The following is a 24,936-nucleotide window of genomic DNA, read 5'->3' on the forward strand; positions in this document are numbered from 1 at the left end:
CACGTCAGCCGAAACCCGAGAGCACCGCCTTGCCGCGGGCGTGGCCGGCCGCGACGTGGCGATGGGCGGCCCGCAGGTTGGCGGCGTTGATGGTCCCGAAATGCTGGCCGGTGGTGGCCTTGAGACGTCCGCCATCTATGCCCCGGGCGATGCGGGTGAGGATCTCGTGCTGGCGGATCATGTCGTCGGTGGCGAATACGCTGCGATTGAACATGCCCTCGCCGTAGAGTGCGACGCTGCGCGCCTTGAGCAGACTCACGTCCAGGGGGGCGGGATCGTCGATGAAACCGATCCGCCCGAACGGGCGGATCACGCGGGCGAAATTCTCCCACGCGAAGGCGGTGGTGTGCGTGGAGAATATCGCCGCGACGTCGTCGATGCCGGCCGCCGCGAGCTGGTCGCGATAATCCTGTCGATAGTCGATGACGTGGTGGGCGCCCAGCGTCCGGGCGTGCTCGGCGCTGTCGGGCTGCGACGCGGTCGCGATCACGGTGCGGTCGGTGAAGGCGGCCAGTAGCTGCACGGCCATGGAGGCGACGCCACCGGCGCCGCCGAGCACGAGCACCGGGCCCGCCGGCGAGTGGGCGTCGTCGTCCAGCGCCATCAGGTCGAACAACAGCTCCCAGGCGGTCAGCCCCGTCAGGGCCAGGGCCGCGCTGTCGGCGAAATCCAGCGTGGTTGGTTTCGGGCCCACCAGCCGCTCGTCCACGCAGTGCAGTTCGGCGTTGCAGCCGCTGCGGGCGACGCTGCCGGCGTAGAACACCGGGTCGCCGACGCCGAAGCGGGCCACGGCCGCGCCGACGGATTCGACCACGCCGGCCGCGTCGAAACCCAGAATGACTGGCGACTCGGCGCTCGCCGGTCGGCGTCCGTGCACCTTGAGATCGATCGGATTGACCGCCACCGCCTCGACGCGCACGCGCAGATCATGCGCACCGGGCGTCGGCGGCTCGAGCGTCAGATCCTCGAGATAGCGCGGATCGTCGATGTTGCGGATGGCGGTGTGGGCGATGGCCTTCATGTGCGTCGCCGCCCGTCGAGCATCACGGGCCTCATTCGGCTGCGACCTCGAAGCCCTCGTCGCGCCAGCGCTCGAAGCCGCCGTCCATGTGCGCGACGGCCGTCAGGCCCATGTCCTGCAGGGTTGCGGCGGCCAGCGCCGATCGCCAGCCCTTGTTGCAATGCAGGATCAGCGCCTCCGCCTCGCCCAGTTCGCGCTTGTGGTAGGGGCTGTCCGGATCGACCCAGAATTCGAGCATGCCGCGCGGGACATGAAGGGCGCCGGGGACGTAGCCCTCGCGGGCGCGTTCGCGCACGTCGCGGAGATCCACCAGCAGTGTACCGGGGCGCCCGCGTCGCTCGGCGACCTCGGCGGGGGTGAGTGTGGTGACCCGCGCCTCGGCGCGGGCGACCAGTTCGCGGGCGCTGACTGTATTGGTCATGACAAGCTCCGGGCGAGACAATCCGCGTATATAGCACGAAGCCGGGGCGCGGGTCATCGTTGCCGCGCCCGGGTATCCTGTGGCCGCAACGATCGATCGAGACGCCGCCCCATGACCGACAGCACCAAACGCCCCCTTTACATCCCCTACGCCGGCCCGACGCTGCTGGAGATGCCGCTGCTGAACAAGGGCAGCGCGTTCGACGAGGACGAGCGCGTGGCGTTCAATCTCATCGGGCTGCTGCCCAAGAACGTGGAGACGATCGAGGAGCAGGTCGAGCGCGCCTATCGCCAGTACAGCGCCTGCGACAGCGACCTCGACAAGCACATCTATCTGCGCGGCATCCAGGACGACAACGAAACCATGTTCTTCCGCCTGCTCGAGGATCACCTCGAGGAGATGCTGCCGATCATCTACACGCCGACCGTGGGTCAGGCCTGCGAGCAGTTCTCGGAGATCTATCGCAACCATCGCGGCCTGTTCGTGTCCTATCCGGACCGGCACCGCATCGACGACATCATCCGCAGCGCCACCAAGCCCAACGTCAAGGTGATCGTGGTCACCGACGGCGAGCGCATTCTGGGCCTGGGCGATCAGGGCATCGGCGGCATGGGCATCCCGATCGGCAAGCTGTCGCTGTACTCGGCCTGCGGCGGCATCAGTCCCGCCTACACGCTGCCGGTCGTACTGGACGTGGGCACCAACAATCCGGACCTGCTGGACGACCCGATGTACATGGGCTGGCGCCACGAGCGAATCTCGGACGCCGAGTATGCCGAGTTCGTCGATCTGTTCGTGCAGGCGGTCAAGCGGCGCTGGCCCGACGTGCTGCTGCAGTTCGAGGACTTCGCCCAGCGCAATGCCATGCCGCTGCTCAAGCGCTATCGCGATCAGCTGTGCTGCTTCAACGACGATATCCAGGGGACCGCCGCGGTCTGCGTCGGCTCCCTGCTGGCGGCCTGCAAGGCCAAGAACGAACGCGTGCGCGACCAGACGATCGTGTTCGTGGGCGCCGGCTCGGCCGGCTGCGGCATCGCCGAACAGATCGTGGTGGCGATGACCGATCAGGGGCTGTCCGAGGCCGAGGCACGCGCCCGCATTCTGATGATCGACCGCGAGGGCCTCATCACCGACGACATGGCGGGGCTCGCCGATTTCCAGCAGCGCCTGGCCCAGCCGCGCGCCGCGGTGGTCGACTGGTCCGGCGATCTCGCCGGCGACGCGCTGCGCACCGTGATCGACAACGCGCAGCCGAGCGTGCTCGTCGGTGTCTCCGGCCAGCGCGGGCTGTTCTCCAAGGAAGTCATCCAGGCCATGCACGCGCGCTGCAGCGCGCCGATCGTGCTGCCGCTGTCGAACCCCACCTCGCGGGTCGAGGCCACGCCGGCCGAGATTCTGGCCTGGACCGAAGGCGCGGCGCTGGTGGCCACCGGCAGTCCCTTCGATCCGGTGTCGATCGGCGGGCGCAGCGTGCCGATCGCCCAGTGCAACAACGCCTATATCTTTCCCGGCATCGGTCTCGGCGCGCTCGCCGCCCGCGCCGATGCGATCACCGACACGATGCTGATGGCCGCGTCCCGGGCGCTGGCCGAGAACTCGCCGCTCGGCGTCAACGGCGAGGGCGCGCTGCTGCCGCGCCTGGCCGACGTGCGCGAACTCAGTCAGTCGATCGCGGTCGCGGTGGCCCGTCAGGCCCAGATCGACGGCGTCGCGCTGTCCTCCAGCGAGGAGGCCGTGCGCGAAAGCGTGCGGCGCAACTTCTGGTATCCGCGCTATCGGCGCTACCGGCGGGCCGCGTTCTAGATCCGGGAAACGGCCCTGGGAACACCCCCGCATCGTGATCCCGCAGGGGGCCTGATGTCGGCCCGAGTCGTTACGGGCTTGATTCGCGGCACGCCGCGGCACGCGAATCCGGGCGCTTTCGGAAGGGGCGGGCGTTTGTTTGATGCGTCTTCCCGCATCCCGCTGACGCGTGCAGCACGTCGACAGGCGCGTCCGGCAGGTCTCCTGCGAGGCAAACGCTTTCCGGCGCGACTGCGGGTCGCGCTCAACACTCACAGGCGGCGAGCGTCGGATTGTGATCTGCGTGATCCGATTGCGCGGCCGACGTGGGCGGTCACGCGGCCCGCGCGCTCGCCGGCCCGCCGTCTTACACGCTCGGGCGCGTTCTCTGGCTGCGGCCGATAGGCGACGCGCGGCCGGCGCGCCAATCCGGACGGCAGCCTCCTGCCCGGTGTACAAGTCGCGACCCGAAGACCGTGGTTGTCGAGGCGCGCGTCGCACGCGCCCCCACATGCGCTGTGCTGTCGCCATGCCGTCGGCCGCGGTTCGGCCGCCGCTCGCGCAGGCCGGTGCCGGCGCGTGCGCTCCGGCCGAACGGTGCTCTCCGACCAAAGTCTTGGCGCCGGCGCCGCGTGCGCTCGCGGCGGTCGTCGGGTCTTGAATCACGGGCGCTCGCGGGCGCCGGACTCGTGCGGCCACGCGGTGTGTGTCCGGCGCTCTCCGGCCTCGAGGGTGGCGGCACTTGCGTTCGCCACGGCCGTTGGGCGTAATCGAACGGAATACAAAAAGATGACGGTGCCGTATGGACGCCGTCACGCGGGCATCGGATGGATGCCGGGAGGAGACCATGACCGGGCCAGCACTCAGCGTGGCCGAGGGCGCGGCGGAGCCGCCGCTGCTCGACGAGACCATCGGCCAGGCGTTCGACCGGGTGGCCGCACGCTGGCCGGACCGGCCGGCGCTGGTGAGCCGGCATCAGAACATCCGCTGGAATTACGCCGAGCTGAAGGCGCGTGTGGACACGTATGCGGCGGCGTTCATGGCGCTGGGGCTGGCGCCGGGTGAGCGCATCGGTATCTGGGCGCACAACTGCGCCGAGTGGATGATCACCCAGTACGCCAGCGCCAAGCTCGGGCTGATCCTGGTCAATCTCAACCCGGCCTATCGGCGGGCCGAGGTCGAGTACGCGCTCAACAAGGTCGGCTGCCGCGCCCTCGTGGTGATGCCGCAGCACGCCAGCAGCGATTACATCGAGATGCTGCAGACCCTGGCCCCGGAACTCGCCGAGTGCGCGCCGGGCCGGCTGATCAGCCGGCGCCTGCCGGAACTGCGTACGGTCATCCGGCTGGGCGACACCCCGACCCCGGGCATGTTCAATTTCGACGCCCTGGCGGAGCAGGCCACCGAGTCGCTGCGCGCCCGGGTCGACAGCCGCGCGGCCGAGCTCAACCCGCGCGATCCGATCAACATCCAGTTCACCAGCGGCACTACCGGCCGGCCGAAGGGCGCGACGCTGACCCATCACAACATCCTCAACAACGGCTATCTGGTGGGCGCGGGCATCGGTGCGACCGAGGCCGATCGCATCGCCGTGCCGGTGCCGCTGTATCACTGCTTCGGCATGGTGATGGGCAATCTGGCCGCGCTCACCCACGGCGCCGCCGTGGTTTATCCGGCGGCCTCGTTCGAACCGGCGGCGACGCTCGACGCGGTGGCCGCCGAGGGCTGCACCGCGCTCTACGGCGTGCCGACGATGTTCATCGCGGAAATGGAGCGTCCGGATTTCGCCGATTACGACCTGTCGAGCCTGCGCACCGGCATCATGGCCGGCTCGCCCTGTCCGCGGGCGGTCATGCAGCGCGTCATCGACGAGATGCACATGAACGAGGTCACCATCGCCTACGGCATGACCGAGACGTCTCCGGTGAGTTGTCAGACCGCCGTGGACGACGCGCTGGAGGCGCGGGTGGCCACCGTCGGCCGGGTGCACCCGCATCTAGAGATCAAGATCGTCGATCTGAACGGCGAGACGGTGCCCCGCGGCGAGCCGGGCGAGTACTGCACCCGTGGCTACAGCGTCATGCGCGGCTATTGGGACGACAGCGAGCGCACTCGCGAGGCCATCGACCGCAACGGCTGGATGCACACCGGCGACCTCGCGGTGATGGACGAGGCCGGCTACTGCCGCATCATCGGCCGGCTCAAGGACATGGTCATTCGCGGCGGCGAGAATCTCTATCCGCGCGAGATCGAGGAATTTCTCTACGGCCACCCGGCGATCGCCGACGTCCAGATCGTCGGCGTGCCGGACGCGACCTACGGCGAGGAACTCTGCGCCTGGGTCCAGCTGGCCGCCGGCCAGTCACTGGACGAGGCCGGCCTGCGCGCCTTCTGCGACGGCGAGATCGCGCACTTCAAGATCCCGCGCTACATCCGTTTCGTGGACAGCTTCCCGCTGACGGTGACCGGCAAGGTGCAGAAATACCGGATACGCGAGCAGATGATCGAGGAACTCGGGCTCGCGCCGGTCTAGGTGCGGCCCGTGCCCGGGACCGGGGCGTGGCCGTTGGTGGTGGTTGCGGGCGGCAAGGCCAGCCGCGAGGGGCGTGACACCCATCCGGCATGAACCCTGAACGAAAGACGGGGTTGAGAACGCGAACGGGCGCATGGCGTATAAGTCGCGCTCATCGGAGCAGCGTCGACCTGATCACGTGGCACGTTCGGCCCGCTCGGACTGGTGGCCGACCGTTTATCGATTGGCCGCGGATGCCCGCGGCTCGCGACCCGACGCGCACGGCGGGCCGCAACATGTAGCGTGGTGGGTGCCGGCCGAGTCTCTTGCATGACCGGCGGCGTTGAAGGCGACCTGAGTCTTGTGCTGTCCCGCTATCCGGCCGGTGAAAGCGCCAGAGCGGCCCGCGACCGCTGTCCGGCCTAACTGACCTGTCGGGCCGGCGGTGCCCCGGCTCGCGAGGCCGGGGCGGCGATCGGCCTGGCGGCGGATGGTCGGTCTCGGATTCGGCGATGCGAGCGGCTGGCCACGGCGGCCGCCCGGTCGAGGACGGTCGATCTGCGTTGGAGCGGCTTGAGCCGGCCCGCGGGTTTTTGGCTTCAGCGCTCCTGGTGGGCATCCAGCTGCCGGCGCAGCGTTCGGATCTCGTCCATGAGTTCCAGCGCGAGCGCCACGCCGGAAACGTTCAGCCCGAGATCGCGCTGCAGCCTCAGGGCAGTATGCACGCGCGGCACGCTGTCGGCGCTGAACGCCCAGCGCTCGCGTTCGCCGGCGGCCGCCGGTTCGAGCACGCCCTCGGCGACCAGCTGCTGCACCCATTCGGCGTGCACGCCGCAGGAGCGGCACAGGTGGCCGAGCGTGATCGTCGTCTGCGATTCGACGATATAGGCGGTGAGGACGGTATCGGTGTCACGCGACATGTTCAGACTCCCAGACGTGCACGCGGATTGAACGCGAGTTCGTCGGCCATGCGCTCGTAGAGCGCGCGTGCGGCCTCGTCGTCGGCGGGCGGCAGGGTGATACGGAGCACGGCGTAGAGATCGCCGGGCGTGGCGCCGGGCAGGCCCCGGCCCTTGAGCCGGAGGCGCCGGCCGCCGTTGGAGTTCGGCGGTATCCGCAGATCGACCGGCCCGGCGGGCGTCGGCGCCTTGACCGTGGCCCCGAGCGCGGCCTCCCAGGGGGCGACCGGCAGGTCCAGAATCAGGTCGGCGCCGTCGACCCGGAAATGCGGGTGCGCGCGGAAGGCGATCTCCAGGTAAAGGTCGCCGGCCTCGCCGCCGGCCATGCCCGGCATGCCCTGGCCGGACAGGCGCAGCTGCTGCCCCGCGCGCACGCCCTTGGGAATGCGCACCCGCAGCGTGCGTTCCCGGTGGGTCACGCGGCCCTGCGCGTCGGTATCGGGCGCATTCAGCGTGAGGTCGCGCGTGGCACCCGTAAACGCATCCTCGAGATCGATCTCGACGCGGGCGACGTGGTCCCGGCCCCGCATGCCGCCGCGTTGACGCGGGCCGCCAGCAGCCGCCCCCGGCCCGCCGGCGAAACCGCGCCCGAACAGCGATTCGAAGAAATCGCTGAAGTCCGCGGAATCGCCGCCGGTGTAGCCGCCGCCGTGGAACTCGAAGCCGCGGTCCCAATCCGGCGGCGGCTGGAAACCGCCACCGCGTGCGCCCGATGCGCGCGCCGCGTCGGGGTCGATGCGGTCGTAGGCGGCGCGCTTTTCCGGGTCCTTGAGCACCTCGTAGGCTTCGTTGGCGGCCCGGAACTTGTCCGCGGCATCGGGTTCCTTGCTGACATCCGGGTGATATTTGCGCGCGAGCCTGCGATAGGCACGCTTGATCTCGTCCGCCGAGGCGTCGCGGCTCACGCCGAGAGTCTTGTAGTAGTCCTTGTATTCCACGCCCGTTTCCGTTGAGTCGAAGCGACCGGCCATGGCCTGTTCGCAGTTAATAGAATGTATGCACCGGCCGTCGGAACTCAATATGCGTTCTTGGGCCACGGCAACTTTTCGCGTCGTCTATGGCTCTGATTGGGCCAGCCCGGGACGCCATCGTCGATTCCAGCGCGTCTCCGGATGAATCCGCGAGAGGCTGCGATGGCGTACAGCGAACCGATCGCCCGATTTCCGGGCCCATGCGGGACCACATCGTTCGCGGCTTCGTCACCGGATACTCGACGTTAACGGAAGATCGACGTTGCGCCCGCGTGGGCGTCAGCTTGTGGCGCTCGCGGCCGATACCGTCACAATGCAACGGCCCGTCTGCCTACGGCCGTGTTCGCCATCGCCATGAGTCCCCATGAGTTACGAATATCGAAATGATGCGAATGCCCGGGGCGGGCAGCAGCCGGCGGTCGACGCGGGTCTGATGCAACTGATGCGCAGCGCCGCGTATTCGATCGAGGCGCCCACGGCCGTGCTGTACCGTCTGCAGGACGACTGGCTGTCGCCGACGGTGCGTATTGGCGCGCAGGCCGCCGCCTCCGGGGTGAAACGGCCGGCGGCCTGGGCCGAGCCAAGCGCGCCCGGCGTTGACCGCGCGTTGCTCATCGCCAACGACACCGAACGGCAGACGGACTGGGCGGTGCCGGAGATCGCCGACGGCTCGGGTTCGAGGCCCCGGTTCGCCGTCTTCGTGCCGGTCCGCGATCACGTGCGGCGCCTGCTCGGTGCGCTGCTGATCACCGACAGCCGCGCCCGTGCCGGCCTGAGTGCGGCGCAGACCTACGTCCTGGAGACGCACGGCGTCCAGATCGCTCGGCAACTGACCGCCCCCGACGGCGGGGCCGGTGTGGCCGAGCCGCCGCTGCCCGGGCCCTACGGCGAACGGCTGCGGCTGCTGGAGTCCGTGGTCGTGAATGCCAACGATGCGGTGCTGATCACCGAGGCCGAGCCGATCGATCGGCCGGGGCCGCGCATCGTCTATTGCAACGCGGCCTTCACGCGGACGACCGGCTACGCCGAGGCCGATGTGCTGGGGGATACGCCGCGCATTCTGCAGGGCGCGGACACCGACCGCGCCGCGCTCGATCGCCTGCGCGCCGCCCTCGAGCACTGGCGACCGATCGAGATCGAGCTGCGCAACTATCGCCGGGACGGGGCGCCGTTCTGGGTCGAGCTGAGCATCGTGCCGGTCGCCGACGAACACGGCTGGTTCACCCACTGGGTGTCGGTCCAGCGCGACGTCAGCGAGCGCAAGCAGGCCGAGGCGGTGGCCAACCAGGCGCGGATCGTACATGCCGAGAAGATCGCCCTGCAGGCCAAGCTCGCCGAGCGCCAGCGCATGGAGGAGAGCCTCAAGTACGCGGCCTCTCACGACGATCTGACCGGGCTGCGCAACCGCGCCAACGTGATGGATTCGCTCGAATCGCTGCTCTCCGGCAACGATGCGGGCGGTCCTGCGGCGTCCGGCTATGTGCTGTTCATGGATCTCGATCGTTTCAAGCTGGTCAACGACAGCCTGGGCCACAGGTCGGGCGATCTGCTGCTCATGGAAATGGCGCGCCGTCTGGAGTGCTGTGTCGGGGATGCGGATACGCTCGCGCGGGTGGGTGGCGACGAATTCGTGATCGTGCAGCGTTCGGCCGTCGACGAATCGGACGCCGTGGCCCTGGCCGAGCGCGTGCTCGAACGCCTGCGGGCGCCGTTCCGGATCCAGGGCCAGGACTTGTTCACCTCGGCCAGCATCGGTCTCGTGGCGATCGGACGTGGCCACGACACGCCGGAGGCCTTGTTGCGGGACGCCGATATCGCCATGTATGCGGCTAAATTCAAGGGCCACGGACAGTACAGTCTGTACACTGATTCGATGCGCTCGGAGGTGATCGAGACGCTGGCCCTGCAGAACGATATCCGCCAGGCGCTGGCCGAAGACCAGTTCACGCTCCATTACCAGCCGATCTACGATCCGACCACCGGCCGATTCGATGAGGTCGAAGCACTCGCCCGGTGGTGTCACCCTCAGCGCGGTGATGTGCCGCCCGCGGTGTTCATGTCGATTGCGGAGGAGATCGGCGTCGTGGTCGAACTCGGCGGCCGTCTGTTGGAGCTCGCCTGTGCCCAGGTCGCGGCCTGGAACGCGCAACTCGACAACCGTGAGCTGGGCGTCAGCGTCAACGTCTCCGTCTCCCAGCTGCGTCACCACGGCTTTCTCGACCGCCTGGCTTCCATTCTGAGCGTCACGGGATTGCCGGCACGGTTGCTGCAACTGGAGATCACCGAAACGCTGTTCCTGCAAAACGATGGTCGCGTCGCTGAACTGCTGATGCGGCTGCGCGCGCGGGGCGTGCGCGTCGCGCTGGACGATTTCGGTACCGGCTACTCTGCTCTGGCCTACATCGATCAATACGAGATCGACACGATCAAGATCGATCGGAGCTTTGTGCTGCGAATGCTGCGCTACGATCGCACGCTGGCGATCGTGCGCGCGATCATCGATCTGGGCCGCACGCTCTCGCTGCAGATCACGGCCGAGGGCATCGAGACCGAGGATCAGCTGGCCCGGATCCGCGAACTCGGCTGCCCGCGGGCCCAGGGTTTCCTGCTGGCCCGACCCATGCCGCCGGAGCGCCTGGCCGAGCTGCTGTCCATCGACTGACTGCGATGGCGGACGCTGCAGGCCATGCCTCGGTAGCGGCGACCGCCGGTGCGCGCGGTCGGGCCTGCGCTCGCGGGGCGATTGGAACCCGGCCGGCCGATGATGCCGCGCGCCGGTCGTCGCTACTCTCGCCCCCGGTCGATGAGCGCCCGGCCTGCCACCGCGCGGTTCGCGGCGCGGGGTCGACCGGGACGATCGCCGCGCTAGGCCTCCGAGCGCTTGCCGCGCCGGCGCCGGCCCCGGTTACGGGGCGGCTTGCGCCGGATATAGAGCTGCTTGCGCATGCGGGCGACGACGGTGCCGTCGGCGGCGACGATGTCATTCTCGAACCAGCGCAGATGTTTCTTGCCGGTGGCCGTGATGTCGATGATCTCGTCGCGCAGGGCGTCGTCGAAGGCGAACTCGGCGTGGACCGTGCCGCGGCCGGGGGCCAGGAAATCGATCGCGCCGGCCGCGTCCCAGACGATATGGCCGCGGCCCAGGCGTTCGATCGCCATGATCGCCCAGAAGGGGTCGCACATCTTGAACAGATTGCCGCCGAACTGGGTGCCCATGTAGTTTCGGTTCCAGGGCCGTAGCCGCAGTTCCACGCGCGCGTATGACCAGTCGCGGCGCAGATCGGTGACGTGAATGCCGCTCGCGGCGAACGGCGGCCACACGTTCATGAAGCGGCGGAGCAGGGCGGGTTGCATGGCGGGTCGCCTGACGCGGAATGAACCCGCATTCTAGCCGCGGCGGCAGCGCCGGCAAACGATCGGCGTGCGGGTGTATCCGCCGGGCGTGTAAGGCCGTATCGTGTCGAACGGCGCCCCGCGCGGCTGCGCGACCACCGTTTTGCCGGAACCATCACGATGATCGACTATCTCAACGGGGTCGCGGAGACCCATCACGTCAATCCGTTGCTGTTCGTGCTCATCTATCTGGTGACCACGGTGCCGTTCCTGCTGATCAGCGGCTGGCTGTTCCATCACATCCGCCGGCAGAAGCCGCTCGCGCTGCTCGTCTTTCTCTGGGCGCTGTGCTACACCGCGCCCTATCTGTACGTGCTCGCGGTCGGGCGCGACCTGCCCCCATGGGTCTATGTGATGGTCGCACTGCTGATCTGCGGCGGGCTCGGGCTGGCCGGGCGGGGGCTCAAGCAGCGGCTGGACGCGGCGCGTCGCAACGACTGACGCCGCGGCTATAATGCGGCGCTTTGCCGGCCGGGCCGACCGGTCATCGGAGCGCCATGCCGGAACTGAGTCCACTCGCGCCGGCCGTACTCGCCGCCCTGATCGTGGTCTATCTGCTCGGGGGCTTCGTCAAGGGTGCGGCGGCCTTCGGTCAGCCGATGGTGACCATCCCGCTGGCCAGTTTTCTTCTGTCCGTACCCACGGCGATCGCGATCTCGATCGCCCCGGTGATGGCGGCCAACGTCGTTCAGTTGATACAGAATCGGCGGGCTCTGGCGGCCGCGCGCGCCTATCTCCCGTTCTACGCTACGCTCGCCGTCTGCATGATCGCGGGGCTCGCCGTGCTCTCGAGTGCGGGCCACGAGCGGCTGCTGGTGCTGGTTGGGGCGCTGATACTGATCTTCGTTGCCGTCCAGCTGACGGGCTGGCAGCCGCGCATCGCGACGCCGCTTCGGCTGCGGGCGCAGTTGGCTTCCGGCGCGCTCTCGGGGCTGCTCGCCGGCATGACGTCGTTCGTGAGTTTCCCTTCGATTCCGGTCTTCGTCGCCTGTCGGATGCCGCGAGAGCAGTTCGCGCTCGTCATCTGCGTGATGTTCCTGCTGGCCTCGACCCTGCTGTCGACCGGGCTGTCGGCGCTAGGTGTCTACGGCCGGGCCGAGCTGATCGCCACACTCGTCTGTATCGCGCCCTCGGCCGCGGGTCAGATGTTCGGGCAGTATGTCCGCGACCGACTGCCCGAGCGCCGGCTGCGCGCGGTCGTGTTCGCCATGCTCTCAGCCATGGGCGTCAGTCTGGTCCTGCGCGGCCTGTTCTAGTCGTCGTACGATGACGACCACCGGCCTGGTCGCTCGCGCGCCCGGCGCTGCGCTATCGCGGCGGCGAGCGGCCGGGCCCGGCGCCCCGGGCGGGCGCCGTCAGCGGCGCACGAGCCGGTAGACTCGCTCGGCGACCTCGTCGAGCCCGCGCTCGCGCAGGTGCGCGCTGTCCGCCGGACCGCGCCGTTCGTCCAGACAGGTGATTCGACAGCGCTCGCCGAACAGCCTCTGAACCTCGTCGTCCGAAACCGCGAACGGCGGCCCGTCCATCAGTCGTTGATCGTAGTCCAGGGTGATCAGCAGCAGCCGGGTCCCGGCATGCAGGCCGGACAGCAGGTGCTCGGCGTAACGCTGCCGGGTCGCAGGGGGCAGGGCGATCAGCGCCGCGCGGTCGTAGACGGCATCGTAGCTCGCCAGGGCGGCGGCGGACAGGTCGAAGAAATCGCCGACCAGGATCTCGACGCCGCCGGCGGCATGGCGATCGAACGCGCCGGCGCGGCTACGCTCGGCTGCGAGATCCCGCTCATCGAAAAAGGCCCGGGCGGCCATTTCGCTGAGCTCCACGCCGGTCACGTCGTGGCCCTGTGCCGCCAGCCAGGCCATGTCGACGCTCTTGCCCGACAGCGGCACCAGCACCCGCGTGCCGCGCTCCAGACCGAGCGCGCCCCAGTGTGCGGCCAGCGCCGGGTGGCCCTCGGGCTGATGAAAGCCGATCTGCTGGTGCGCCCAGCGTTCGAGCCAGAAGTCACGGTCCATCTCGGTCGTCTCCTTCGGTGATGCCGCCGTCCAGCTCCGGATAGTGGCGGAAGATGCCGTGCTCGTTGAACGCTGCGCGGCGATCGGATGCGAGATAGGCGGCCAGTCGTGGTCGCGCGGCCACGCGTTCCACCAGTGCCAGCACGCGGGGCGTATCGACTGTCGCCGCGTCGACGGCCCGTGGAAAGGCGTAGCGCAGGCCGGTCACCACGTGGAAAAGCGACAGATCCGCGGTGCTGCAGGCGTCCCCGACCAGCCAGTGGCCGCCGTCCGGATTGGCTGCGAGCACGGTCTCGAAATAGCCCAGGAATTTCGGCAGACGGGCGCTGCGGAACACTGCGGCGCGGCGGGCGGCTTCGGCCTTCTGGTCCGCGTAGTAGAGCGTCGGCCCGAGGGGATGATGGGTGTCGTGAATCTCGGCGGTGAAATCGGTCAGCGTGAGCTGCAGCCCGTGCTCGAACCGGTGCAGGGCCTCGTCGGCCGGCGCCAGTCCCAGCCGTGGCCCGAGAAACAGCAGTATGTTGGCGACGTGCGAGACCTCGAGGCCCTCGGCGCGGAGATAGGGCGGCGCGAACGGCGGCCGCGGGCCGGCCTCGAGCCCTTCGGCGACCGCCTCCGCGCCGCGCGCCCGGCCCACGTCGACATAGTCGGCGCCCGCGTCCTCGAGGGCGAGGCGCACGAATTCGCCGCGGCCGGGGATGCCGGGCCAATAGAACAGTTCGTAGCGCATGGTCGAAACCGGTGGAGGGGTTGCCGGCATCGGAGCAGAGGCGGCGCGCCCGGTCAACGCCCGAGTCGACCTCGCACTGCCTGCCGCTGTCGCGCCGACGCGGGCGCAGCGGCTCGCCGGCGTTTTTGATCCGGTCTCGACCCGACGGATGCCGGGGCGGTCGCAGCGGGATACCCGCTTCTGGCTGAAGCCGGTGCCGTGTTTAGCCCTGGCGCCGAGGCGGCCAAGCGGCCGGGCAGTCCGACGCGTTTCGGCGCGGCCGAGCCTGATCGTCACGAGACGGCCGGGGCGGCGTTCCGGTCGATTGCAACGCATCGGCGTGCCCGCCGTTCGATGTCGTGATTCGGTCGACCGGCCCTGGTTGCGTATCGCCGGGGCCACGACCCGACCCTGCCGCTCGCGCGTTGCGCGCGGGCGCATCCCACTACCGGCACTTCGGCTCGCATGCCTGGGTCACGGCCACGGCCACGGCCACGGCGGCGGCGCCTGGAGCCGAAGCGTCGACAGGGCTAGAGCAGGCTCGGCTGAACCGCGGTGCAGCGGCCGTCGACGAAGCCCGACAGGCCCACGCCGACCAGGCGATAGCGGCTGGCCACGGCCTGGTCGACGCGGCCGCGCAGGGCCCCGGCGATGGCCGCGACCTCGTCGGCCGAGGCGGGGGGTGTGGGGGGCGTGTAGCTGCGGGTGAGAATCCGAAAGTCCGCGGTCTTGAGCTTGAGCACCACCGTGCGCGCGACCCGCGGGCGTTTTTTCTCCTGCTGGGCCCAGGCCTTGGCGGCCAGGCGTTCGATGTGCGGCGTGAGCGCGTCCAGCGGCAGATCCTCGCGCAGCGTGTCCTCACTGGAGACCTGGACCGACGGCCGGCGCGGTTGCACCGGGCGCTCGTCCACGCCGCGCCCGAGCTCGTGCAGCCGCTGGCCCCAGCGTCCGAAACGCTCGCGCAGCTCGGGCGCGCCGAGCGCGCGCAGATCGCCGACGGTGTGGACGTCCATGGCCGTCAGCCGCGCCTTCATCTTGGGCCCCACGCCCGGGATCCGGCCGATGTCCAGGGCCGTGAGAAATGCCTCGACCCGGTGCGGCGGCAGCACGAACTGGCCGTCCGGCTTGCGCCAGTCCGAGGCGATCTTGGCCAGAAACTTGTTGGGGGCGATCCCGGCCGAGGCGGTCAGGCCGGTTTCGGCGCGGATGGCATCGCGAATCGCGCGCGCGGTCTCGGTCGCCGAAGGCGAGGGGATGCGCGGGCGGGTCACATCCAGATACGCCTCGTCCAGCGACAGCGGTTCCACCAGCTCGGTATAGCGGTGGAAGATCTCGCGAATCTGCTGCGAGGCGGCGCGATAGCGGGCGAAGTCCGGATCGACGAACACCGCCTGCGGGCACAGCCGCTCGGCGCGCAGGGCGGGCATGGCCGAGTGCACGCCGAACACGCGGGCTTCGTAGCTGGCCGCGGTCACCACCGAACGCGCGCCGCGCTTGGCCACCACCACCGGCTGGCCGCGCAGCTCGGGCGCATCGCGCTGCTCCACCGACGCATAGAAGGCGTCCATGTCGACGTGAACGATCTTGCGTACTGCTCGGGTCATGGGTCACCCGTCCGGATTCGAGCCTCATTGTAGGACCTGGCTAGGTGTCGCGGCGCGCTGCGGCGGCTCGCGCTACCATGCGGGTCGATTTTTCAACGTCGCCAGACGCGAGGCCATGAACCATACCCAGCACTACACCCTCTGTTTTTCCTGCCCCGACCGCGTCGGCATCGTGGCCCGAGTGGCCGGCTTCTTCGCCGAACTCGGCGGCTGGATCCTGCGTTCCAGTCAGCATGCGGAGGAGGACGACAACCGTTTCTTCATGCGTGTCGAGGTCCGCGCGGATTCCGTGGACTGCGGACTCGCCGAGCTGCGGCGTCGGTTCGCGACCATCGCCGACGAATGCGAGATGGACTGGCGGATCAGCGACAGTGCGGTGCGCAAGCGCGTGGTGATTCTGGTCTCGCGTCAGAAGCACTGTCTCTACGATCTGCTGGAACGCTGGGAGTCCGGCGAACTCGACATCGAGATCCCCTGCGTCATCTCCAACCACGACGATGCCCGTGGGCTGGTCGAATGGCACGGCATCCCCTACCACCACGTTCCGATGGGCGGCGACGACAAGGCCGAGGCCTGGGCCGAGATCGAGCGGCTGTTTCTGGAATCCGGGGGCGAGACGATGGTGCTGGCGCGCTTCATGCAGATTCTGCCGCCGGCGCTGTGCGAGCGTTTCGCCGGCCGCATCATCAACATCCACCACAGTTTCCTGCCGAGCTTCGTGGGGGCGTCGCCCTATCGGCAGGCCTGGACACGCGGCGTGAAGCAGGTCGGGGCGACCTGCCACTACGTCACGGCCGAACTCGACCAGGGCCCGATCATCGACCAGGACGTCGTCCGGGTCGGTCACGGCGATTCGGTCGGCGACCTCGTGCGTTACGGCAAGGACGTCGAAAAGGCCGTGCTCGCCCGCGGCCTGCGCGACCATCTCGAGGACCGGGTGCTGGTCAACGGGCGCCGGACCGTGGTGCTTTGACCGCCCGCCCGGTGGGGCGGCCTCAGCGGATCGACGGGTGTAGGCGGGCGTCGCGGCGTTGGCGCGACCACCGGCCACGGCCGACCGCTGCGCGCCCCGCCGGCGGCATCAAAGCGACTGTCCGCCGGTCAGCTCGATCCGTTCGCCGTTGAGCCAGGCGAAATCGCTGGAGAGCAGGCCGGCCACCGCCGCGCCGATGTCGTCCGGCCCGGCGGTGCGTCCCAGCGGCGTGATCGCGCGGAAATGCGCGTTCAGCTCGGGGTCGTCGCGTACCGCACCGCCGGCGAAATCGGTCTCCACCGCGCCCGGCGCGATCGCGTTGACGGTGATGCCGCGATCGCCGAGTTCCTTGGCCATGTAGCGGGTGGTCACCTCCAGCGCGCTCTTCATGGCCGAATAGGCACAGTGGTTGTCCAGCACGAAGCGTGTTGCCGCCGTGGAGACGTTCAGGATGCGCCCGCCGCGGGCGATCAGCGGCAGCAACTGCTGACTGAGCAGGAACGGGCCCTTGAAGTGGACCCGGTAGAGCGCGTCCAGGTCGTCGGCGCTGGTGTCCTCGTAGGGCGCGAGGATGCCATCGCCGGCGTTGTGCACGACGAAGTCCAGGTCGGCGCGATCGAACGTGTCCGCCAGCGTGGCCGCGAGGCGCTCGGTGAAACCGGCGAAAGCCGTGCTGTCGCCGACGTCGAGTTCGAGCATGGCGGCGCGGCCGCCGGCCTCGGCGATCTCGCGTACCACGGCGTCGGCCTCGTCGCGATGACTGCGGTAGGTGCCGATCACGCCGACGCCGGCCGCGGCCAGGTGGTGCGCCATGCTGCGGCCGATGCCGCGGTTGGCGCCGGTGATGAAAGCGATCTTGTCCGACATGGATACCCTCCGGGTGGCTGGGTGAGGCATGCAGCCGCGCGCGGCGCTGCCGTCTACCGGCGTTGCGGCCGATGGGCGTGAGTTCAAGGGCGATCGGCCAAAGCGATCGCCGCGTGTCGCCTCGGGCCCCAATCGTCGTGTCCTGCGGGGCGCCTCGTTTCGGCGCGCCGACGGGCCGCTCGTCGACCACGGCCGAGCGTCGGGTCTCGGCGCGGTCCTGCCGTGGAGGCGACGCCTCCCGAGGCGGTCGTATCGGGCCTGCCGGCCCGCGCGTGGCCCGGCGGCGGCTCGCGGCACCATGGGGGGGTGCCGGCTGCGGTCATCGGCGCCGATGTGTCCGATCGGGGAATCCCGGGCTTAGGAGACGGCCCCGGACGCCGGTTTTCGCGCGCCATTCCTGCCGGAGCCCGGAGCCCGGAGCCCGCGACGAGCGGCAGATCGACACCGCCGGACCGGTGGTCGACTGTCCGCGCCCGGCGGTGCCGGCACGGATCTGTCGGACGGCGTCCTGCCGCGCTTATCGCCCGAGCAGGCCGCTGAAGAACTGCGTGGCGTTGGTCTCCAGGCTGTCGACGTCGTAGCCGCCTTCCTGGATCACGCAGACCGGCATGTCGAGTCCGGCCATGGCGCGGCCCATGCGCCCGAAGCCTTCGCTGGAGACCGCGACCTTGGCCTGCGGGTCATCCTTGTAGATATCGAAGCCCAGCGGCAGCACGAGCACGTCAGCGTCGAACAGCCGGATGGCGGCGATCGCCTCGTCGAGTTTGTCGAAGAAGGCCTGCTCCGGTGAGCCGTGCGGCATCGGCAGGTTGATGTTGTAGCCGTAGCCCGCGCCTTCGCCGCGCTCGTCTTCGTGGCCGGTGACCACCGGGTAGAAGTTGGTCGGATCGCCGTGGATGGAGATGTAGAGCACGTCGTCGCGCTCCCAGAAGATCTCCTGGATGCCCTGACCGTGATGCATGTCCGGGTCGAGAACGGCCACGCGCGGGAACTTCTCGCGCAGCGCCTCGGCGGCGATCGCGGCATTGTTGAGATAGCAGAAGCCGCCGGCGCCGTCGCGGCGGGCGTGATGGCCCGGCGGGCGGCACAGGCCGTAGGCGGCGTCCGCGCCGGCGAGGATGTCGTCCGCCGCGGTGAGCGCGGTCTGAGCCGAGGCATAGGCCGCCGCCCAGGTGTCCTCGCCGATCGGGCAGCTGCCGTCGGCCTGGTAGCGCGCCGATTCGGCCAGAATGCCCTTGAGGGGATTCGGTGAGCGCACGAAGATGTTGGACATCACCTCGTTGCCCCAGTCGTCCGGGATCGCCATCCAGCGCCGGTGTGCGGACTCGAGGAAGCGCAGATAACCGAGGTCGTGAATCTTCGAGATCGGCGCCATGCCGTGATCCGTCGGGGTGCCGATCTCGATGTCCAGGCCTTCCAGCGCGGCCAGCAGAGGCGGGGTGCGCGCCGGGATCTCCTGGGGCGCGCGCATCTGGCCGCGGGTCAGATAGCTCTTGGGTACGTGCGCGTTCTGGGTCGAGTCGAAGTAGGCTTTCACTGCGTCGGTTCCGGTTGGTCTGGGATAGAGTTGGCTCGCACGGGTTGGGCGCCAGCCCGACCCGCAACATACGCCGGCCGGGCCGGGCGCTGCAATCGTCGGTGTCTCCGGTGGCGCGTCGCTTCGACGGGCAGACATGAAAAGGCCGGCGAGAATTTTTCGCCGGCCTCGATCCGTCGACTGCGCGTGGCGCGACCGGGCTACTTGCCTCGCGGCACCGTCTGGGCCTCGACGAATTCCAGCATGCCTTCATCGCCGCCTTCGCGGCCGATGCCGGACTGCTTCATGCCGCCGAAGGGCGCATGCGGCGCCGGGCCGGTGCCGGTGTTCCAGCCGCAGTGGCCGAAGTGCAGGCCGCGGATGGTCTTCTCGGCGCGTTTGGCGTCGTTGGTGAACACATAGGCAGCCAGGCCGAACTCCGTGGTGTTGCCGAGCGTGACCGCGTCTTCCTCGTTGTCGAACGCGATCATCGGCACCAGCGGGCCGAAGGTCTCTTCCCTGCAGCAGGCCATGTCGTGGGTCACGCCGGTGATCACGGTGGGCGTGTAGAACAGGTTCTTGTCGGCGTCGAGCTCGTCCGGATGCTTGCCGGCGACCAGTTCGGCGCCCTTGGAGAGCGCGTCCGCGACGTGATTCTGCACCTTCTCGAAGCCGGCCTTGTTGATCAGCGGGCCGACGTCGATGTGGTCGTCCATGCCGTCGCCGACCTTGAGCGCCTTGACCTTCTCGACCACCTTGTCGGTGAATTCCCGGTACACACCGGACTGCACGTAGATGCGATTGGCGCAGACGCAGGTCTGGCCGCCGCCGCGGAACTTGTTGCCGATGAGCTGCGTGGCCGCGAGATCGAGATCGGCGTCGTCGAAGACGATGAACGGCGCGTTGCCGCCGAGTTCGAGACCCAGCTTCTTGACCTGATCCTGGGTCTGGTCGATGAGCAGCTTACCGACCTCGGTCGAGCCGGTGAACGAGAGCATGGGCACGTCGGTGGAGCTGCACAGCTCGCCGCCGATCTCGCTGGAGGAGCCCATCACCAGATTCACCATGCCCTTCGGCAGGTCCAGGCGCTCGTGCAGCAGCTGGAACATCGCGATCATGGTCAGCGGCGTCTCGCCGGCCGGCTTGATCACGCTCGGGCAGTCGGCGGCCAGCGCCGGGGCGATCTTCTTGGCGATCATGCCGATGGGGAAGTTCCAGGGGGTGATCAGCCCGACCACGCCGACCGGCCGGTGGTGGACCGTCCAGGTGCAGTCCTTGGCCTTCTCCGGCAGCTCTGTCGGCTCGAGCACGTCCATGTGCTTGGCGCAGTAGTCGAAAAAGCCCGCGGCGTACTCGACTTCGCCCTGGGCCTCCTTCCACGGCTTGCCGTGCTCCAGGCAGAGAATGCGGCCGATCTCCTCCTTTTCGTCGACCAGGGCGTCCCGGATGTCCTCCATCCATTCGCGCCGGGTGGCGATGTCCCGGGGCTCGGCCAGCGCCCGCTTGGCGGCGGCGATCGCGCGCTGGGTCTCTGCGCTGCCCATCTTCGGGACCTCGGCCAGGGTCTTGCCGTTGGCCGGGTTCGCCACCTCGAGGGTGGCGCCCGAATCCGCCTCGACCCACTGGCCGTCGATATACCCGGAGAGATTCTTCAGAAGATACGATTCGATCATGAGCGTCCTCGGTCCTGTTTGTTCGGCAGTCGACGGCGCGGTCGCGCGCGCCTGTGTATCAGTCATCGGGGCGGAGTGCGGGATTTCAAAGGCGTCAGCCGCCGCCGGGTGCGTAGCCGTGTTTCTTGCTGACGCGGTTGAACAGCGGTTCGCCGGCCTGCCAGCGGGCGAGGTTGTCGATGAACTGATCGATCAATGCCTCGCGCCAGCCGATGAAATCGCCCGCCATGTGGGCCGACATCAGCACGTTGTCCATGCCCCAGAGCGGGTGATCGGCCGGCAGCGGTTCCTGCTCGAAGACGTCCAGGGCCGCGCCGGCGATCTCGCCGTCGTTCAGCGCCGCGACAAGGTCTTCGGTGACCACGATCGGACCGCGGCCGATGTTGATGAAGCGGGCGTGCCCGGCCATGGCGCGGAAGCGGCCGGCGTCGAACCAGTTCTCGGTCGCCTCGGTCAGCGGCGCGGCCACCACCACGTAGTCGGCCTCGGCCAGATGGGTGTCGAGGTCATCGGCGGCGTGGATCGCTTCGAAGACGTCGTCGGCCTCGCGCGCGCGCCGCGCGATGCCGGTCACGTGCATGTCGACGGCCCGGCACAGCGCGCCGATCCGGCGGCCGATGGAGCCGGCGCCGGCGACCAGGACCCGCTTGCCGGCCACTGTTTCGGTGTCCCGGTGCACCCAGCGCCGCTCCTGCTGATAGCGGATGTTGTTGCGGGTGTCCTTGGCGAACATGAGGATCGCGCCGAGCACGTATTCGGCGATGCTGCGATCGAAGATGCCCTGCGCGTTGGTCACCGGTATGTCCGATTCGATCAGCGCATCGAACATCAGTTGATCGACACCGGCGCTGGCCGCGTGCACCCATTGCAGGCGGTCCGCGGCCGGCCAGGCCGCCTCGAGGGCGTCGGTGCGGAAGTCGGTGACCAGCAGGATCTCGGTGCCGGGCAGGGCGTCGCGCAGGCTCACCTCGTCGGTGGCGATCCGGATGTCGCCGAGCCCGGCGAGCCGGTCCAGGCCGGCCGGCCCCTCGGCGCTGCCGCCGAGAACGGTGATGCGCGGATGCGGATCGGCTGGTGGCGTTTTCGAGGCGGTCATGTGCATCCCCGCAGGGCGTGGTCACGGGGGTGCGCGCGGTATCGATTCATACGGCACGTTACCCAGAGCCTTCGCAAAGCGTCAATACCGGCGGGAGGCCCGTCAAAACTTGTCTTGACCGGGCTCGCAGGACCAGCCTACGCTCGCGGCTAGCGGTCCGGTTGGCGGGGCCGCCATCCGTCGGCGCGCAAGAGGTGGGCATGGTCGCGAATCTGGACAACGACACGCAGGTACTGGCTTCGGATCCGGAGGATCGCTACGTCCGCGATCGCCTGGTCTGGAATCCGGCCATGCACGCGATTCCGATCTCGGGCATCCGCCGCATGGTCAACCGCGCTGCCGAACTCGACGATGTGGTGCATCTGTCGATCGGCCAGCCGGACTTCGGTACCCCGCGCCACATCATCGACGCGCATATTCACGCGCTGGAGGCCGGCCAGACCGGCTACACCATGGATGCGGGCCTGCCGGAACTGCTGACCGCGCTCAAGGACTACTACAACGACCAGTATCGCAGCACGCTCTCGGAGGACAACTTCCTGGTCACGACCGGGGCGACCGAGGGCATCTATCTGCTGATCACCGCGATGGCCGCGCCCGGGCGCGAGTTCATCATCGCCGACCCGACCTTCCTGCTCTATGCGCCGCTGATCCGCATGAACGGCGGCCAGGTGCGCACGGTGCCGACCAAGGCCAGCGAAGGCCACCAGATCGACCCCGAGCGCATCATCAACATGATCGGGCCGAACACGCACGCGATCGTGCTCAATTCGCCGAGCAACCCGACCGGCACGGTCTATCCGCGCGAGACCATCGAATGGCTCTGCCAGGAAGCGGCCTATCGCGGCGTCGAGATCCTGTCGGACGAGGTCTACGACCGGCTGATTCTCGACGACATCGACTACCCGAGCGTGCTCTCCTGCGCCACGGATCTGGACGGCGTGGCGGTGGTCTCGAGCTTTTCCAAGACCTACGCCATGCCCGGCCTGCGCGTGGGCTGGATCGTGGCCGACCAGAACACCATCCGCACCCTGCGCCGCTATCACATGTTCACCACCACGGTGGCGAGCACGCCGGCGCAGTGGGCGGGCGTGGCCGCGCTGCTGGGCGACCAGAGCTGCGTCGACAGCATGGTGCGCGAGTACTCGCGCCGGCGTGACCGGGTCGTGGATCTGGTTGCCGACACGCCCGGGCTGACCGGTTACTGGCCGCAGGGCGCGTTCTACATCGCGCCGTCGCTGCCGCACGGTGTGGACGCCGGCAAGCTGGCCATGCGCATGCTGGAGGAGACCGGCGTCTGCGTGATTCCGGGCGATGCCTTCGGCGAGCACTCCTCGGATCTGCTGCGGATCAGCTACTCCACCTCCATGGAGAAGATCGAGGAAGCCTTCGCGCGCATGCAGCCCTGGATGGAACGCCAACCCGAGCTCGCCGGCTACAGCTGATTCCGGGCAGGCCGCCGGCGGGGCTGGGATTCATGGCGGCGGCGTGCTTGTTTCAGTGAGTCTCCGGCACCCGGCGCCGCCGCTGTGACCGCGGCATGGCAGCCGATACGCCGCCCGGGCGCGGTGGAACCCGCCCGCGATGTCGCGGGCGGGTCGGATCGGGTCAGGTGATTCAATAGGCGTAGTCGCGTCCGTGCGCCTTAGCCTGCTCGCGCGAGCTCTTGTTCACCGACTCGCGAAAGGGCATGTCGACGACTTCGGCTGCGACCGGATAGCCCGGCATCGGCTGGTAGACCTCCGGTAGCCAGGCGACTAAGTCGGTGCCGAGCGCCGCATCCGCCACCGGCACGTAGCCCATGGCGATATTGGTGTCGAGTTCCGGGCAATACCACGGCGAGGTGATGTAGCCGCACGGTTCGCTGTCGGCGTCCCGGGCCAGAAGCCAGAAGTCGGCGGCATAGTCCTCGACCGGTTTGCCGCCGAGTCTGAGGCCGACAAGCTGATGCGTGAACGGCGGTGTGCCGGCTTTGATCTGCTCGCGGGTCTGCTCCAGAGCCGCCTTGCCGATGTAGTCCGCCTGTTTCTTGCGCGGGACCATGTGGCCGAGGTTGCACTGGAACGGGTTGGTTTCGTGGTCCATGTCCTGGCCGTAGGACAGGATGCCGGCGGCGATCCGGCGGTGATGCGCCGGGGCGATGACCATCAGATCGTGCGGCTCGCCGGCGCGCAGAATGGCGTTCCAGACCGTCTCCGCATTGACTGTCGAATCATAGGCGTAGACCTCGTAGCCCTTCTCCCCGGTGAAGCCGGTCTGCGAGACGATCACGTCGACGCCGTCGATGATCCCGGCCATCAGACCGTAATAGGGAATCTCGCGCACGCCTTCGCCGACGAGGTCGATCATCAGCGCTTCGGATTTCGGGCCCTGGATCTGCAGCGGCGAGACGTCGATCTCGTCGATCGTCACGTCGAAATCCCGGGCGATGTTCACACCCTTGAACCAGTAGGCGAGATCGGAGTCGCTGATCGTGAACCAGAATTCGTCGTAGGACAGGCGCAGCATCACCGGATCGTTGAGCACGTGGCCCTCGGCGTCGCAGAGCACGACGTAGCGGCCGCGCATCGGGGCGACCCGCGTGACGTCGCGCGTGCAGACGTAGTCGCAGAACGCCTCGGCGTCCGGCCCCTTGACCCGGATCGGACGCTCGACCGCGACGTTCCACAGGGTGACGTCGTTGATCAGCGCGCGGTACTCGATCATGGCGCCGCCGTCCTCGGGGCGCACATAGCCGCGCGGGTGATACATACGGTTATAGACGGTCGCGCGCCAGCAGCCGGCCTCGACCGACAGATGCCAGTAGGGCGACTTGCGCACCCGCGTCGACATGAGCATCTGGATGCCCGGGTCGCCGCTCTGACGCAGGTTGACCGGCACATGGCGGTCACGCTGATCGATGTTCTGCTGATGATTCATGTTGTTCGCGGAGCGCATGGATTTTTCTCCTGAAAGGTCTGAGAGGCAGGCCGCCGTTCTTGCAAGCGGACCGGGGCGACATGGCGGGATCGCCGCGTTAGCGCGAATCGATCGGACGCACCGACCACAGCGGGCCGGCGAGACGACCTCGCCGACGCCATCGCGAATCCAAGCTACCCGGGGCCGCCCGGCGCGAGCGTTGCAGGCACGACATCGGATTAGTTCACCGCGACATGCGGGCCGATTCCGGGCGGCGGCGCCGCGCGGCCGACATGGTCGCCGTCGCGCGTCGTCCGCAAGGGGGGCGAGGCGCCGTCGACGCGATCCGGCGATGACGCATTTTCGATCGTGGTGGTCGCGATCAGGCCTTTGACGTGCCCGATGCCCGCGTAATTTGGCTGGCGTACGAACCGCGAGCGAGCCCGATCCGGGGCCCGCTCGCGGCGGCTTGAAACCGCTCGAGGAGGCGCGTCGCCGTGACACCGTTCTGCAACGAAAAGCGCCGCGA

The 24,936-nt window shown here is 68.8% G+C and carries 20 protein-coding genes; 7 read left to right on the top strand and 13 right to left on the bottom strand.

Translation table 11 applies throughout. The features are described 5' to 3' along the window. Positions 1 to 4: 4 nt before the first annotated feature. Both SAOR_RS05090 and SAOR_RS05095 read right to left on the bottom strand, forming a co-directional pair. Entirely contained in the window at positions 5 to 1,021 is a 1,017-nt protein-coding gene (locus SAOR_RS05090; protein WP_123630492.1) for a zinc-binding alcohol dehydrogenase family protein, read from the bottom strand. 31 nt (positions 1,022 to 1,052) lie between these two features. Next, positions 1,053 to 1,442 (bottom strand): rhodanese-like domain-containing protein, encoded by a 390-nt coding sequence (locus SAOR_RS05095; protein ID WP_123630493.1) that lies wholly within the window; start codon positions 1,440 to 1,442, stop codon positions 1,053 to 1,055. A gap of 111 nt (positions 1,443 to 1,553) precedes the next feature. Here SAOR_RS05095 and SAOR_RS05100 point away from each other — a divergent pair, with 111 nt between their 5' ends. Then, positions 1,554 to 3,245: an NAD-dependent malic enzyme gene (locus tag SAOR_RS05100; protein WP_123630494.1), complete on the top strand. Its 1,692-nt coding sequence runs from the start codon at positions 1,554 to 1,556 to the stop codon at positions 3,243 to 3,245. Between the two features lie 826 nt (positions 3,246 to 4,071). After that, the gene (locus SAOR_RS05105; RefSeq protein WP_123630495.1) at positions 4,072 to 5,757 is read left to right on the top strand and encodes an AMP-binding protein; all 1,686 of its coding nucleotides are present in this window, start codon (positions 4,072 to 4,074) and stop codon (positions 5,755 to 5,757) included. Between the two features lie 578 nt (positions 5,758 to 6,335). Here SAOR_RS05105 and SAOR_RS05110 read toward each other — a convergent pair. Together SAOR_RS05110 and SAOR_RS05115 are read right to left on the bottom strand one after the other, a co-directional pair. Then, positions 6,336 to 6,656, bottom strand: a complete 321-nt coding sequence (locus SAOR_RS05110; protein WP_123630496.1) for a chaperone modulator CbpM — start codon at positions 6,654 to 6,656, stop codon at positions 6,336 to 6,338. Positions 6,657 to 6,658: 2 nt separating this feature from the next. After that, positions 6,659 to 7,633, bottom strand: a complete 975-nt coding sequence (locus tag SAOR_RS05115) for a DnaJ C-terminal domain-containing protein (protein ID WP_123630515.1) — start codon at positions 7,631 to 7,633, stop codon at positions 6,659 to 6,661. 397 nt (positions 7,634 to 8,030) lie between these two features. On the opposite strand from SAOR_RS05115, the gene SAOR_RS05120 reads away from it, so the two are divergent. Next, positions 8,031 to 10,328: a putative bifunctional diguanylate cyclase/phosphodiesterase gene (locus SAOR_RS05120; RefSeq protein WP_221179880.1), complete on the top strand. Its 2,298-nt coding sequence runs from the start codon at positions 8,031 to 8,033 to the stop codon at positions 10,326 to 10,328. Between the two features lie 203 nt (positions 10,329 to 10,531). Here the strand turns inward: SAOR_RS05120 and SAOR_RS05125 are convergent, their stop codons facing one another. After that, entirely contained in the window at positions 10,532 to 11,020 is a 489-nt protein-coding gene (locus SAOR_RS05125) for a DUF4442 domain-containing protein (protein ID WP_123630497.1), read from the bottom strand. A 159-nt stretch (positions 11,021 to 11,179) separates the two neighbouring features. Here SAOR_RS05125 and SAOR_RS05130 point away from each other — a divergent pair, with 159 nt between their 5' ends. Continuing rightward, positions 11,180 to 11,500 carry a hypothetical protein gene (locus SAOR_RS05130; RefSeq protein ID WP_123630498.1) on the top strand — a complete coding sequence of 107 codons (321 nt, stop codon included), beginning with the start codon at positions 11,180 to 11,182 and terminating at the stop codon, positions 11,498 to 11,500. A 56-nt stretch (positions 11,501 to 11,556) separates the two neighbouring features. Beyond that, complete coding sequence (locus SAOR_RS05135; RefSeq protein ID WP_123630499.1) at positions 11,557 to 12,315, top strand: TSUP family transporter; 759 nt, start codon at positions 11,557 to 11,559, stop codon at positions 12,313 to 12,315. A gap of 99 nt (positions 12,316 to 12,414) precedes the next feature. Here SAOR_RS05135 and SAOR_RS05140 read toward each other — a convergent pair whose 3' ends face one another. The 3 genes from SAOR_RS05140 to dinB form a co-directional block, all read right to left on the bottom strand. Next, positions 12,415 to 13,071: a thiopurine S-methyltransferase gene (locus SAOR_RS05140; RefSeq protein ID WP_123630500.1), complete on the bottom strand. Its 657-nt coding sequence runs from the start codon at positions 13,069 to 13,071 to the stop codon at positions 12,415 to 12,417. Further along, the gene (locus SAOR_RS05145; protein ID WP_123630501.1) at positions 13,061 to 13,801 is read right to left on the bottom strand and encodes a glutathione S-transferase; all 741 of its coding nucleotides are present in this window, start codon (positions 13,799 to 13,801) and stop codon (positions 13,061 to 13,063) included. The genes SAOR_RS05140 and SAOR_RS05145 overlap by 11 nt, the downstream gene beginning before the upstream one ends. A 509-nt stretch (positions 13,802 to 14,310) precedes the next feature. Next, the gene (gene dinB / locus SAOR_RS05150; protein ID WP_123630502.1) at positions 14,311 to 15,384 is read right to left on the bottom strand and encodes a DNA polymerase IV; all 1,074 of its coding nucleotides are present in this window, start codon (positions 15,382 to 15,384) and stop codon (positions 14,311 to 14,313) included. 115 nt (positions 15,385 to 15,499) lie between these two features. Between dinB and purU the strand changes: the two genes are divergently transcribed. After that, on the top strand, positions 15,500 to 16,357 hold the full coding sequence (gene purU / locus SAOR_RS05155; RefSeq protein WP_123630503.1) for a formyltetrahydrofolate deformylase: 858 nt from the start codon (positions 15,500 to 15,502) through the stop codon (positions 16,355 to 16,357). Positions 16,358 to 16,465: 108 nt separating this feature from the next. Here purU and SAOR_RS05160 read toward each other — a convergent pair whose 3' ends face one another. From SAOR_RS05160 to SAOR_RS05175, 4 genes are all read right to left on the bottom strand, one after another. Beyond that, positions 16,466 to 17,224 (bottom strand): SDR family NAD(P)-dependent oxidoreductase, encoded by a 759-nt coding sequence (locus tag SAOR_RS05160; protein WP_123630504.1) that lies wholly within the window; start codon positions 17,222 to 17,224, stop codon positions 16,466 to 16,468. Positions 17,225 to 17,741: 517 nt separating this feature from the next. Next, positions 17,742 to 18,761, bottom strand: coding sequence for a histone deacetylase family protein (locus SAOR_RS05165; RefSeq protein WP_123630505.1), 1,020 nt, complete (start codon positions 18,759 to 18,761; stop codon positions 17,742 to 17,744). A gap of 200 nt (positions 18,762 to 18,961) precedes the next feature. Next, complete coding sequence (locus SAOR_RS05170) at positions 18,962 to 20,413, bottom strand: NAD-dependent succinate-semialdehyde dehydrogenase (protein WP_123630506.1); 1,452 nt, start codon at positions 20,411 to 20,413, stop codon at positions 18,962 to 18,964. Between the two features lie 94 nt (positions 20,414 to 20,507). Then, positions 20,508 to 21,509 (bottom strand): D-2-hydroxyacid dehydrogenase, encoded by a 1,002-nt coding sequence (locus tag SAOR_RS05175; RefSeq protein ID WP_123630507.1) that lies wholly within the window; start codon positions 21,507 to 21,509, stop codon positions 20,508 to 20,510. A gap of 200 nt (positions 21,510 to 21,709) precedes the next feature. Between SAOR_RS05175 and SAOR_RS05180 the strand changes: the two genes are divergently transcribed. Further along, the gene (locus SAOR_RS05180; RefSeq protein ID WP_123592251.1) at positions 21,710 to 22,954 is read left to right on the top strand and encodes a pyridoxal phosphate-dependent aminotransferase; all 1,245 of its coding nucleotides are present in this window, start codon (positions 21,710 to 21,712) and stop codon (positions 22,952 to 22,954) included. 172 nt (positions 22,955 to 23,126) lie between these two features. On the opposite strand, the gene SAOR_RS05185 is transcribed toward SAOR_RS05180, so the two are convergent. Beyond that, positions 23,127 to 24,446 (bottom strand): glycine cleavage T C-terminal barrel domain-containing protein, encoded by a 1,320-nt coding sequence (locus SAOR_RS05185; RefSeq protein WP_221179883.1) that lies wholly within the window; start codon positions 24,444 to 24,446, stop codon positions 23,127 to 23,129. Positions 24,447 to 24,936 lie beyond the last annotated feature (490 nt).

Source organism: Salinisphaera orenii subsp. orenii MK-B5 (genome assembly GCF_003788635.1).
Taxonomy (GTDB): Bacteria; Pseudomonadota; Gammaproteobacteria; order Nevskiales; family Salinisphaeraceae; genus Salinisphaera; species Salinisphaera orenii.